At 58.0% G+C, this 12,436-nt stretch carries 12 protein-coding genes, 2 tRNA genes and 1 other RNA gene; 6 read left to right on the top strand and 9 right to left on the bottom strand.

All coding sequences use genetic code 11. The features are described 5' to 3' along the window. The 3 genes from KHQ26_RS11745 to KHQ26_RS11735 all read left to right on the top strand — a co-directional run. A non-coding RNA gene (locus KHQ26_RS11745) (RtT sRNA) lies at nt 1-102 on the top strand; the annotation flags it as partial. A gap of 46 nt (nt 103-148) precedes the next feature. Then, a tRNA-Lys gene (locus tag KHQ26_RS11740) sits at nt 149-224 on the top strand. A 133-nt stretch (nt 225-357) separates the two neighbouring features. Then, nucleotides 358-433, top strand: a tRNA-Lys gene (locus KHQ26_RS11735). A 96-nt stretch (nt 434-529) separates the two neighbouring features. Here KHQ26_RS11735 and KHQ26_RS11730 read toward each other — a convergent pair. Continuing rightward, on the bottom strand, nt 530-679 hold the full coding sequence (locus tag KHQ26_RS11730) for a hypothetical protein (RefSeq protein ID WP_032409073.1): 150 nt from the start codon (nt 677-679) through the stop codon (nt 530-532). A gap of 69 nt (nt 680-748) precedes the next feature. Between KHQ26_RS11730 and nadA the strand changes: the two genes are divergently transcribed. Beyond that, nucleotides 749-1,792, top strand: coding sequence for a quinolinate synthase NadA (gene nadA, locus KHQ26_RS11725; RefSeq protein ID WP_004176847.1), 1,044 nt, complete (start codon nt 749-751; stop codon nt 1,790-1,792). Nucleotides 1,793-1,827: 35 nt separating this feature from the next. Next, the gene (gene pnuC, locus KHQ26_RS11720; protein ID WP_004151689.1) at nt 1,828-2,547 is read left to right on the top strand and encodes a nicotinamide riboside transporter PnuC; all 720 of its coding nucleotides are present in this window, start codon (nt 1,828-1,830) and stop codon (nt 2,545-2,547) included. Here the strand turns inward: pnuC and zitB are convergent. Both zitB and KHQ26_RS11710 read right to left on the bottom strand, forming a co-directional pair. Beyond that, nucleotides 2,544-3,488 (bottom strand): CDF family zinc transporter ZitB, encoded by a 945-nt coding sequence (gene zitB, locus KHQ26_RS11715; protein ID WP_004147641.1) that lies wholly within the window; start codon nt 3,486-3,488, stop codon nt 2,544-2,546. The genes pnuC and zitB overlap by 4 nt on opposite strands. Nucleotides 3,489-3,605: 117 nt before the next feature. After that, on the bottom strand, nt 3,606-3,971 hold the full coding sequence (locus tag KHQ26_RS11710; RefSeq protein ID WP_020804020.1) for a YbgS-like family protein: 366 nt from the start codon (nt 3,969-3,971) through the stop codon (nt 3,606-3,608). A gap of 314 nt (nt 3,972-4,285) precedes the next feature. On the opposite strand from KHQ26_RS11710, the gene aroG reads away from it, so the two are divergent. Beyond that, nucleotides 4,286-5,338 (top strand): 3-deoxy-7-phosphoheptulonate synthase AroG, encoded by a 1,053-nt coding sequence (gene aroG / locus KHQ26_RS11705; protein WP_002895086.1) that lies wholly within the window; start codon nt 4,286-4,288, stop codon nt 5,336-5,338. 73 nt (nt 5,339-5,411) lie between these two features. Here the strand turns inward: aroG and gpmA are convergent, their stop codons facing one another. The 6 genes from gpmA to modF form a co-directional block, all read right to left on the bottom strand. Then, nucleotides 5,412-6,164, bottom strand: coding sequence for a 2,3-diphosphoglycerate-dependent phosphoglycerate mutase (gpmA, locus tag KHQ26_RS11700; RefSeq protein WP_002895089.1), 753 nt, complete (start codon nt 6,162-6,164; stop codon nt 5,412-5,414). Nucleotides 6,165-6,455: 291 nt separating this feature from the next. Next, on the bottom strand, nt 6,456-7,499 hold the full coding sequence (gene galM, locus KHQ26_RS11695; RefSeq protein ID WP_004147646.1) for a galactose-1-epimerase: 1,044 nt from the start codon (nt 7,497-7,499) through the stop codon (nt 6,456-6,458). Further along, complete coding sequence (galK, locus tag KHQ26_RS11690) at nt 7,493-8,641, bottom strand: galactokinase (RefSeq protein ID WP_002895144.1); 1,149 nt, start codon at nt 8,639-8,641, stop codon at nt 7,493-7,495. The genes galM and galK overlap by 7 nt, the downstream gene beginning before the upstream one ends. A gap of 2 nt (nt 8,642-8,643) precedes the next feature. Further along, nucleotides 8,644-9,690, bottom strand: coding sequence for a galactose-1-phosphate uridylyltransferase (galT, locus tag KHQ26_RS11685; protein ID WP_002895147.1), 1,047 nt, complete (start codon nt 9,688-9,690; stop codon nt 8,644-8,646). A gap of 9 nt (nt 9,691-9,699) precedes the next feature. After that, nucleotides 9,700-10,716 (bottom strand): UDP-glucose 4-epimerase GalE, encoded by a 1,017-nt coding sequence (galE, locus tag KHQ26_RS11680; protein WP_002895150.1) that lies wholly within the window; start codon nt 10,714-10,716, stop codon nt 9,700-9,702. A gap of 209 nt (nt 10,717-10,925) precedes the next feature. Then, nucleotides 10,926-12,398, bottom strand: a complete 1,473-nt coding sequence (gene modF / locus KHQ26_RS11675; RefSeq protein ID WP_020316490.1) for a molybdate ABC transporter ATP-binding protein ModF — start codon at nt 12,396-12,398, stop codon at nt 10,926-10,928. Nucleotides 12,399-12,436: the final 38 nt, after the last annotated feature.

Below are 12,436 nucleotides of genomic sequence, written 5' to 3'. Positions count from 1 at the left end.
CAATTTCAGCATTTAACTCAGATGCTGAACGTGAAGGATAACGTTGCGTCAGCAACGGCCCGAAGGGCGAGGCAAAGCCGAGTCATCCTGCACGACCTACCAATTTCTGAATTGGTGTCGAGTGAAATTATTCAGGTAGTACCAGAGCGGGTCGTTAGCTCAGTTGGTAGAGCAGTTGACTTTTAATCAATTGGTCGCAGGTTCGAATCCTGCACGACCCACCAATTTCAGCATTTAACTCAGATGCTGAACGTGAAGGATAACGTTGCGTCAGCAACGGCCCGAAGGGCGAGGCGAAGCCGAGTCATCCTGCACGACCCACCATCCTGAATGATGGCAGCAGTAAAATCCCGCAAGGGGTCGTTAGCTCAGTTGGTAGAGCAGTTGACTTTTAATCAATTGGTCGCAGGTTCGAATCCTGCACGACCCACCAATGTAAAAAGGCGCCCTAAAGGCGCCTTTTTGCTATCTGCATTTTCCCTGCCACTCATCAATGTTAATAATTTCTTAATTCATCATTTTCCCACGGTCACGCTGCGCTTACCGTGCCTGCACAGGGTACGAACCGGTCGTTCGGGCAGATGCGCAGCACCGTCCCCGGGAAAAGGGTCTGATGTACAAAATTCATCACGACTTTTAGCTCGTAATCGGCTATCTTGTTTAGCATATAAAACACCATGACCGTGTTAAGCCGCCGAAAGGCCATACTGACGGTTGTAGAGTTAAGCCAGTAAAACGAGATTGCATGATGAGCGTAATGTTTGATCCTGAAACGGCGATTTATCCTTTCCCTGCTAAACCGCAGCCGCTGACCGTCGACGAAAAGCAGTTTTACCGCGAAAAAATCAAGCGCCTGCTGCGCGAGCGCGATGCCGTGATGGTGGCGCATTACTACACCGATCCTGAAATTCAACAGCTGGCGGAAGAGACCGGCGGCTGTATCGCCGACTCGCTGGAGATGGCGCGCTTTGGCGCCCGCCATTCGGCCTCCACGCTGCTGGTCGCCGGGGTGCGTTTTATGGGGGAAACCGCCAAAATTCTCAGCCCGGAAAAGACCATTTTGATGCCGACCCTGAACGCCGAGTGTTCATTGGATCTGGGCTGTCCGATTGAGGAATTCAACGCCTTTTGCGACGCCCATCCTGACCGCACCGTCGTGGTCTATGCCAATACGTCCGCCGCGGTGAAGGCCCGCGCCGACTGGGTGGTGACCTCCAGCATCGCCGTGGAACTCATTGACCATCTGGATAGTCTTGGTCAAAAGATCCTCTGGGCGCCGGACCGCCACCTTGGGCGTTACGTTCAGCGTCAGACCGGCGCAGACGTGCTGTGCTGGCAGGGGGCGTGCATCGTGCACGACGAGTTTAAAACCCAGGCGTTGATGCGGATGAAGGCTCTGCATCCCGAAGCCGCCGTGCTGGTCCATCCCGAGTCGCCGCAGGCGATCGTTGAGATGGCCGATGCCGTAGGCTCCACCAGCCAGCTGATTGCGGCGGCGAAAAGCCTGCCCCAGCGCCAGCTGATCGTGGCCACCGATCGCGGTATTTTCTATAAAATGCAGCAGGCGGTGCCGGAGAAAACGCTGCTGGAAGCGCCCACCGCCGGCGAAGGAGCGACCTGTCGCAGCTGCGCGCATTGTCCGTGGATGGCGATGAATGGCCTGAAAGCCATTGCCGAGGGTCTCGAGCAGGGCGGCGCTGCACATGAAATCCATGTCGACGAAGCGCTGCGAACCGGCGCATTAATTCCCCTTAACCGGATGCTGGATTTTGCGGCTACACTACGGGGATAACCTATTGTCGCGTCGCCAGACGCTGAGGGGAGGAAATGGATTTTTTTAGCACGCAGAATATTTTAGTACATATACCCATCGGCGCTGGGGGGTACGATCTCTCCTGGATAGAGGCCGTGGGGACGATTGCCGGGCTGTTGTGTATCTGGCTGGCGAGCCTGGAGAAGATCAGTAACTATGCTTTCGGGCTGGTCAACGTCACGCTGTTCGCCATCATCTTCTTTCAGATCCAGCTGTACGCCAGCCTGCTGCTGCAGCTGTTCTTTTTTGCCGCTAACGTTTACGGCTGGTATGCATGGTCGCGACAAAGCAGCAACCATGAGGCTGAGCTGCAGATCCGCTGGCTGCCGCGCAGCAAAGCGCTGGGCTGGCTGGCGGCCTGCGTGGTAGCGATCGGCTTGCTGACCCTGTTTATCAACCCGTTCTTTGCTTTCCTGACGCGGATCGCGGTCAGCCTGATGCAAGCGCTCGGTTTGCAGGTCACTATGCCGGAACTGCAGCCGGATGCTTTCCCGTTCTGGGACTCCTGTATGACGGTGCTGTCGGTGGTGGCGATGATCTTAATGACCCGCAAGTATGTTGAAAACTGGCTGCTGTGGGTGATCGTCAACGTGATAAGCGTGGTGATTTTTGCCCGTCAGGGCGTCTATGCCATGTCGCTGGAATACCTCTTGCTGACGTTCATTGCGTTGAACGGCAGCCGGATGTGGATAAACAGCGCGCGTGAGCGAGGTTCTCACGCGTTTTCTGGCTAATGGTGGTGGTGATGATCGTGCCCGGCGTGCATCGTGTTGAGATGGCACTCCGGGCCGCTGCAGGGCTGGTACTCCATCTGCACCGTGGCATGCGCAATTTCATATTTATGTTCCAGGAAATGCAGGATGCGGTTGAGTAACGCGTCATGATCGTGCGGTGGAACGACCTGTACATGGAGCGTCATCACCGGTTTTTCCCCCACCAGCCAGACGTGGACGTGGTGAACATCGCGTACCTCCGGGATAGAGCGACGGATATCCCGCTGCAGGGCCGCCACATCCAGCGAACGCGGCGCGCCTTCCAGCAATTCATTCAGACTCTCTTTCAGTAATCGCCAGGCACTACGTAATACCAGGCAGGAAACCAGCACGGAAAGAATCGGGTCGACAGGCGTCCAGCCGGTGGTGAGGATCACCACGGCCGCCACGATCGCGCCGACCGAGCCCAGCAGGTCGCCAAGCACGTGTAGCGCTGCGGCGCGTACGTTAAGATTCCGCTCCTCGCTACCCCGATGTAGGATCCAAAACGCCAGCACGTTGGCCAGCAGACCGGCGACTGCAATGACCATCATCGTCACGCCGGCTACCGGCTGCGGATGCTGGAAGCGCTGAATCGCCTCCCAGACAATCAGCATGGTGATCACCACCAGAGCAATAGCATTGAGAAACGCCGCCAGGGTGGTTAAACGCAACCAGCCAAAGGTATGGCGGGCATTTGGTGGGCGGCTGGCGAAGCGAACCGCCAGCAGCGCAAACAGCAGAGCGGCGGAGTCGGTGAGCATATGGCCGGCATCCGCCAGCAGGGCCAGCGAGCCGGAGATCGCGCCGCCGACGGCTTCAATCAGCATAAAGCCGGCGGTGACGATAAACGCCCATAGCAGCCGGCGGGCGTTGCTGTTATCCGGAGCCTGGACAGAGGAGTGCGAATGCGAGTGCGCCATAGTGTCGTCCCTTAATAGTTATCATTATTACGCTATGACATCATAAACAGAGAGCGATAAAAAACGAAGAAAAGGCGAGACCGGCTCGCCTTTTCTTCGATCTGCCCACCTCATGTGTTACTGGGTGGTGCCATCGGTTTTGCTGTTGTCTTGGGTCGTATTGCCGCCGTTGTCCAGTTTTTTACCGGTGTCCGGACAGCGGCCGTCTTTACACATCGAGTTTTTATGTACCTCATCGCTCGACATATTATCCTGGGTCATCGTCGAGCCCGTGCTGCCCCCAGAGCCAGAGTTGATCTGACTATTGTCCACGTTGTTCGGCGCCACGTTCTCACGGGCATCCGGCGCCACCTGACCGGCATCCGCGGAAGAGTTGGCCTGGCCATTATTGGACTGGGCGCCGGTGTCTGCCGCCAGGGCCGCGCCGCTGGCAAGACCTAAGGTGGCGGTGAGCAAAAGGGTCGTCAGTTTTTTCATATTCATCGGATACTCCTGTTAAGCCGGGAAGGGGAAATGCGCTTCCCGCGGTGAGTGTGCCAGGGATCTGACTCGCTATGGTTTAAGACTCCGCAGACGATCGCAGTGTCACTATATAATCCTGAAACGTAAGACTTAATTAGCTTTAACAGTTAAATATTGTAGTTCATGAGCCTGGCTTCGCTACTTTATGGCGTATTTTTGCCTATTTCCAGGATTATTCCATCACTACTGTAAAATCACGTTTACACTATTTCAGCGAAGAGATAGATTGGAGGGATTGCATTTCATTGAATAAGTATGGCAACGCTGGAAAGAAGATGAATTATCAGAACGACGATTTACGCATTAAAGAGATCAACGAATTATTACCTCCCGTTGCGCTCCTGGAAAAATTCCCTGCTACCGAAAATGCTGCAAACACCGTTGCACATGCTCGCAAAGCGATCCATCAGATCCTCAAAGGCGACGATGACCGTCTGCTGGTGGTGATTGGGCCTTGTTCTATTCACGATCCGGCAGCGGCGAAAGAGTATGCCGCCCGCCTGCTGACCCTGCGCGAGGCGCTGAAGGGCGAGCTCGAGATCGTCATGCGGGTCTATTTTGAAAAACCGCGCACCACCGTCGGCTGGAAAGGGCTCATCAACGATCCCCATATGGATAACAGCTTCCGCATCAACGACGGGTTGCGCATCGCGCGCAAACTGCTGCTGGACATTAACGACAGCGGCCTGCCGGCGGCGGGGGAATTCCTCGATATGATCACCCCGCAGTATGTCGCCGATCTGATGAGCTGGGGCGCCATTGGCGCGCGAACCACCGAATCCCAGGTGCACCGTGAGCTCGCCTCCGGACTCTCCTGCCCGGTGGGCTTTAAAAACGGTACCGATGGCACCATCAAGGTGGCTATCGATGCGATTAACGCCGCCGGCGCGCCGCACTGTTTCCTGTCGGTCACCAAGTGGGGCCACTCCGCCATCGTGAATACCAGCGGTAACGGCGACTGCCATATTATTTTGCGCGGCGGCAAAGAGCCTAACTACAGCGCGAAGCACGTGGCGGAGGTGAAAATCGGTCTGGCGAAAGCGGGTCTTCCGGCCCAGGTGATGATCGACTTCAGCCATGCCAACTCCAGCAAGCAGTTCAAGAAGCAGATGGAAGTGGGCGCCGACGTATGCCAGCAGATCGCCGGCGGCGAGCGCGCCATTATGGGCGTGATGATTGAAAGCCATCTGGTGGAAGGCAACCAGAGCCTCGAGAGCGGTGAACCGCTGACCTACGGCAAGAGCGTCACCGACGCCTGCATCGGCTGGGAGGATACCGAAACGATCCTGCGTCAGCTGGCGGAAGCGGTGAAAACCCGCCGCGGCTAAGCTACTCCGCGCTAGCGCAGGTCATAAAAAAAGCGTGGAGATTTCCACGCTTTTTTGTTCTCACCAGGAGAAATTACTTCGCTTTACCCTGGTTGGCGACGGCAGCAGCTTTCGCCGCGATCTCTTCCGCATTGCCCAGATAGTAATGTTTGATCGGCTTGAAGTTTTCATCGAACTCATATACCAGCGGTACGCCGGTCGGGATGTTCAGTTCGAGGATCTCGTCTTCGCCCATGTTGTCGAGGTATTTCACCAGCGCGCGCAGGGAGTTACCGTGAGCGGCGATGATCACGCGCTCACCGCTTTTCAGGCGCGGCAGAATGGTTTCGTTCCAGTAAGGCACGACGCGGTCGATAGTCAGCGCCAGGCTTTCAGTGGTCGGCAGTTCGGCGTCGGTCAGTTTTGCATAGCGCGGATCGTGGCCCGGGTAGCGCTCGTCGTCTTTGGTCAGCTCCGGCGGAGTGACAGCGAAGCCGCGACGCCACTGTTTAACCTGCTCGTCACCATATTTCTCAGCGGTTTCCGCTTTGTTCAGGCCCTGCAGCGCGCCGTAATGACGCTCGTTCAGCTTCCAGGATTTCTCAACCGGCAGCCAGGCCTGATCCAGTTCGTCCAGCACGTTCCACAGGGTGTGGATGGCACGTTTCAGCACGGAGGTATAAGCAAAATCAAAGCTGAAGCCTTCAGCCTTCAGCAGTTTACCCGCTGCTTTCGCTTCGCTAACGCCTTTCTCGGACAGATCCACGTCGTACCAACCGGTGAAGCGGTTTTCGTTGTTCCACTGGCTTTCGCCATGACGAACCAGTACCAGCTTAGTTACAGCCATTCTCTCACTCCTCTCTACACGCCATCCCTCGCGCCGCGAACGGTGCGCTGAATGTGATGGTGTATGTGTTATTGATTGATAACTATTCTCATTATATTGCCGTGATTTGGCGCACGGCAATGCTTATCCCTAACCATAGCGAAAATAGTGGCGCAGTGTAAGGTGCTTGTAATACACAGGTTATTTTTTTGTCCTTTGGTGACGGAAAATAGAGCAGGTTGCTGAAAAAAGAGGCGGCAGAGAGGAGGGCGGGGACGAAAAGCAGCGCCCCCTGATGGAGGGCGCTGGCGATTATCGGGCGATAAACTGATATTCCGTCAGGCTGACATACTCCTGGCCCGGACGTAATACACAGTCCGGCTGCGGCCATTGCGGATGGTTCGGCGAATCCGGCAGGAATTCGCTCTCCAGCGCCAGTCCCTGCCAGTCGGCGTAGGGCTCCGTCGTCTGCGACGGGGTGCCGCCGAGATAGTTGCCGGAGTAAAACTGCAGCGCCGGAGCGGAGGTATAGACCGTCATCTGCAGCTTGCCATCCTGCGACCAGACCTGTGCCGCAGGCTGGCTGGCGTCGCCTTTGGCATCCAGCAGGAAGGCATGATCGTATCCCTTCACCTTTTGCTGATCGGCATCCGCGAGGAAGTCGGCGGCGATGGTTTTCGGCTGGCGGAAATCAAAGCTGGTGTTAGCAACATCTTTCAGTTCGCCATCCGGGATACCGTCGCTTTCCACCGGCAGATACCTCTGGGCGAGGATCTGGAGCTGATGCTGGCGCACATCGCTCTGCTCACCGTCGAGGTTGAAATAGACGTGATTGGTCATATTCACCGGGCAGGGTTGGTCCACGGTGGCGCGATAGGTAATCGCGATGCGGTTATCGTCGGTCAGACGATAGTGCGCGGTGGCCTGCAGGGTGCCCGGAAAGCCTTGATCGCCATCGGGCGAGGTCAGGGCGAACAGCACTTCCTGCTCGTCGGCGCGGACAATGCGCCAGCGGCGCTTATCAAATCCTTCCGGGCCGCCGTGGAGCTGGTGGCCCGCGTCGTTTGACGGCGTGACGTTGACGACCTGGCCGTCAAGCGGGAAGCGGCTGTGGCCGATACGGTTGGCGTAGCGGCCTACCGAGGCGCCAAGAAATGCGGCCTGGCGAGCATAGTCTTCCAGCTTTGCGCAGCCCAGCAGCGGTCGGCGCAGGCTGCCATCGGCCAACGGCACCTCGGCGCTGAGCAGCGTCGCGCCCCAGTCCGCCACGGTGACGGTCATCCCCGACTTATTGCGCAGGGTCACCTGCTGCCATGGCTGACCGTCCGGGGCCAGCGCGGTGGTTTGCGTTAGCATTGCCCGGCCCCCTGTGACGGTTTGCAGACATAGAATGTCTCTTTAATACCGGTTTTCGCTTCATACTCGTTGGCAACGGCCTGCTGAACGGTATCGACCAGATCTTCCGGGATTAACGCTACCACGCAGCCGCCAAAGCCGCCGCCGGTCATGCGCACGCCGCCCTTATCGCCGATCGCGGCCTTAACGATCTCCACCAGGGTGTCGATCTGCGGGACGGTGATCTCGAAATCATCACGCATCGAGGCGTGGGACTCTGCCATCAGCTCACCCATCCGCTTCAGGTCGCCTTTTTCGAGGGCGCTGGCGGCTTCCACAGTGCGGGCATTCTCCGTCAGCACGTGGCGTACGCGCTTCGCGACGACCGGATCCAGCTCATGGGCGACGGCGTTAAATTGCTCAAGGGTGACATCGCGCAGGGCGGGCTGCTGGAAGAAGCGCGCGCCGGTTTCGCACTGTTCACGACGGGTGTTGTACTCGCTGCCGACGAGGGTACGCTTAAAGTTGCTGTTGATGATCACCACCGCCACGCCTTTCGGCATCGAGACGGCTTTGGTGCCCAGCGAACGGCAGTCGATCAGCAGCGCGTGGTCTTTTTTGCCCAGCGCTGAAATCAGCTGATCCATGATGCCGCAGTTGCAGCCGACGAACTGGTTTTCCGCCTCCTGGCCGTTGAGGGCGATTTGCGCGCCATCCAGCGGCAGATGATACAGCTGTTGGAACACGGTGCCGACGGCGACTTCCAGCGAGGCTGAGGAGCTTAACCCCGCACCCTGCGGTACATTGCCGCTGATCACCAGATCCGCGCCGCCAAAGTGGCTGTTCCGCTGCTGCAGATGCTTTACCACGCCGCGGACATAGTTCGACCACTGCTGGGTGTCGTGGCTGATAATCGGCGCGTCGAGAGAGAACTCATCGGTCTGATTGTCGTAATCGGCGGCAATCACCCGCACGGTACGATCGTCGCGCGGCGCACAGCTGATCACCGTCTGGTAGTCGATAGCGCAGGGCAGCACAAAACCGTCGTTGTAATCGGTATGCTCGCCGATCAGGTTGACGCGGCCTGGCGCTTGAATGACATTGCTGGCCGGGTAGCCGAAGGCGTCAGCGAACAGGGTTTGGGTTTTCTCTTTCAGACTCATCATTACACTCCGGATTCACGAAAATGGACGTCGCTGACGGCGCGCAGTCGTTCGGCAGCTTGCTCGGCGGTCAGATCGCGCTGAGTTTCGGCCAGCATCTCATAACCAACCATAAACTTGCGGACCGTCGCGGAGCGCAGCAGCGGCGGATAAAAGTGGGCATGAAGCTGCCAGTGGTTATGGTCTTCGTCGTTAAACGGCGCGCCGTGCCAGCCCATGGAGTAGGGGAATGAGCACTGGAACAGGTTGTCGTAACGGCTGGTCAGCTTTTTCAACGCCAGTGCCAGATCGCTGCGCTGGGCGTCGGTGAGATCGGTAATGCGCTGCACGTGCGCTTTCGGCAACAGCAGCGTTTCGAACGGCCAGGCGGCCCAGTAGGGCACCACCGCCAGCCAGTGCTCGGTGTCCACCACCGTGCGGCTGCCGTCGGCCAGTTCGCGCTGCACATAGTCCAGCAGCATCGGCTGGCCCTGTGCGGCGTAATACTCTTTCTGCAGACGGTCTTCCCGTTCCGCTTCATTGGGCAGGAAACTGTTGGCCCACACCTGACCATGCGGGTGAGGGTTGGAGCAGCCCATCGCTGCCCCTTTGTTTTCAAAAACCTGCACCCACGGGTAGCTTTTCCCGAGGTCCGCGGTCTGTTCCTGCCACGTTTTAACCACGTCTTCCAGCGCTTCAAGGCTCAGTTCCGGCAGCGTTTTGCTGTGGTCTGGCGAGAAGCAGATCACCCGACTGGTGCCGCGGGCGCTCTGGCAGCGCATCAGCGGATCGTCACTCTCCGGTGCGTCCGGGGTGTCGGTCATCAGGGCCGCAAAGTCGTTGGTAAATACGTAGGTACCGGTGTAATTCGGGTTGGTGTCGCCGGTCACCCGGGTGTTGCCCGGGCACAGGAAACAGTCCGGATCGTGGGCCGGCAAGGTCTGTTTTGCCGGCGTTTCCTGCGCCCCCTGCCAGGGGCGCTTGGCGCGATGCGGAGAAACCAGAATCCACTGTCCGGTTAACGGGTTATAACGACGATGTGGATGGTCAACGGGGTTAAATACGCTCATGAAGGTTCCTTAGTCTGGATAACCCTGCGGATGACGGGACTGCCAGTGCCAGGTGTCCTGCGCCATTTCGTCCAGGTTGCGCGTTACGCGCCAGTTCAGCTCGCGGTCGGCCTTGGCAGCATCCGCCCAGTAGGCCGGGAGGTCGCCATCGCGGCGCGGCGCGAAATGGTAGTTAATGGGTTTGCCGCAGGCCTTGCTGAAAGCATTGACTACGTCGAGCACGCTGCTGCCGACGCCGGCGCCAAGGTTGTAGATATGCACCCCGGCTTTGTCAGCCAGTTTTTCCATGGCCGCGACGTGGCCATCGGCGAGGTCCATCACATGGATGTAATCGCGCACGCCGGTACCATCTTCGGTCGGATAGTCGTTACCAAAAATGGCCAGCGATTCGCGACGGCCAACGGCGACCTGGGCGATGTAGGGCATCAGGTTGTTCGGGATCCCCTGCGGGTCTTCCCCCATGTCGCCCGACGGGTGGGCGCCGACCGGGTTGAAGTAGCGCAGCAGGGCAATGCTCCACTCCGGCTGGGCTTTCTGCAGGTCGGTCAGGATCTGCTCTACCATCAGCTTGCTTTTGCCGTAAGGGCTTTGCGGGGTGCCGGTCGGGAAGCTTTCGACATACGGGATTTTCGGCTGATCGCCGTAGACGGTAGCGGAGGAGCTAAAGATAAAGTTCTTCACGCCAGCGGCGCGCATGGCAGAGACTAATTTCAGTGTGCCGGTGACGTTATTGTCGTAATATTCCAGCGGCTTGGCGACGGACTCCCCGACGGCTTTCAGCCCGGCGAAGTGGATCACTGCCTCAATGGCGTGATCGTGGAGGATCTCCGTCATCAGCGCTTCGTTACGAATATCGCCTTCAATAAAGGTGGCTTCTTTGCCGCCGAGACGTTCAATCACCGGCAGTACGCTGCGCTTGCTGTTGCAGAGATTGTCGAGGATCACCACCTCGTGTCCCTGCTGCAGCAGTTGAACGCAGGTATGACTTCCAATGTAACCGCTACCACCTGTAACCAGAACTTTCATGATTCGCTCCATTCGGCTTATCGTTTGTGAGGAAGATAGCATATCAAAGAAGTGAAAAGTGTGACATAGGGCAAGTTAGTGGGATCGTTTACACTTGGGGTGTAAATAACGTAAATTTTATATTTTTAATTTTAATTCAATGTATTAGGTTTGTTTGGCGCTATTTTTCTGAAAAATACCAGGGATCTTTCGATCCCCGGCAGGGGGCGTCAGGCCACAGGGCCGAGCTGATAAGTGTAACCGTCTCCACTGGGAACGAACGCCAGGCGATGGGTAATACAGTCCGGGGCATCTTCTGCATGGTGCGAGACAAACAGCAGCTGTGTGGCCCCTTCGCCAATCAACACGTCGACAAAGCGGCGCACCAGCTGGCGGTTGAGGGGGTCCAGCCCCTGCAGCGGTTCATCGAGGATCAGCAGGGTTGGATGCTTCACCAGCGCGCGGACGATAAGCGCCAGCCGCTGCTGGCCCCACGACAGACTGTGAAACGGCGCGTCGGCGGTGCGCTTATCGATGCCGAGAATATCCAGCCATTGCTGCACCAGCTTATGCTGCTTGTCGGAGACCGCCTGATAAATGCCGATCGAGTCAAAATAGCCCGACAGGATGACGTTGCGGACGTTGGTGCTGACCCGGTAGTCCAGATGCAGGCTGCTGCTGACGTAGCCGATATGCTTTTTAATATCCCAGATGGTCTCACCGCTGCCGCGCCGGCGGCCAAAGAGCGTGAGATCGTTGCTGTAGCCCTGCGGATGATCCCCGGTGACCAGGCTCAGCAGCGTAGATTTACCGGCGCCGTTGGGACCGACGATCTGCCAGTGTTCGCCTGGATTCACGGTCCATGAGAGGTGATTGATGACCGGGCGATCGTTATAGGAGACCACGCCGTCGTTGAGCACGATACGCGGCGCCGAGTCTGCCAGCGCATGACGGGCCGGTGGGACATCCGGCTCCGGCAGGGTGATGCCGTCCAGTTTTTCACTGTGCGCCAGCTGGGCGACCAGCGCCTGCTGCAGCAGGGAAGACTTCTCGCCGGTCTCGCTGAGGGTGCAGTCAGCCAGCACGCCGGCGAATTGCACAAACTCCGGGATCTCATCGAAACGGTTGAGCACCAGCACCAGGGTGATGCCGGCGCTGTGCAGGTCGGCCAGCAGGGCAGCAAGCTGCTGGCGGGAGTTGACGTCGAGACCGTCGAAAGGTTCATCGAGGATCAGCAGTTGCGGATCGGTCATCAGGGCCTGACACAGCAGGGTCTTACGCGTTTCCCCGGTCGACAGGTATTTAAACCGGCGGTCCAGCAGGGCGCTGATGCCAAACTGTTCGGCCAGGCGCGCGCAGCGGGCAGGATCTTTCACCTCATCCTGGATAATCTCCGCGGTGGTGCGGCCGGTGTCTTCTTCGCCTGGGCTGAGCAGGTCGGTGTTATTGCGCTGCCACTCGTTGCTGACCAGCTTCTGCAACTGTTCGAAGGAGAGGCGGGTCACGCGGGAGAAGTGGCTTTCGCGCTGGCCGCTGAGCAGGGTCAGGTCGCCTGCCAGGGCCCGCGCGAGGGCGGATTTGCCGCTGCCGTTGCTGCCGACGAACGCCCAGCTTTCACCCGCCGCCACGCTCAGGTGGTCTATTTTTAAGGTCTTTGTATCGCTCAGGCGAAACGTGCCTTGCGAAATTTGCAATGATGACATGATGTATCCCATTTTTTGCAGCGATGTGCATCAGGGAT

This window comes from Klebsiella sp. 10, from assembly GCF_018223925.1.
Taxonomy (GTDB): domain Bacteria; phylum Pseudomonadota; class Gammaproteobacteria; order Enterobacterales; family Enterobacteriaceae; genus Klebsiella; species Klebsiella pneumoniae.
The sequence above is the reverse complement of the archived record's forward strand: the minus strand, read 5'-3'. Positions and strand labels throughout refer to the sequence as shown.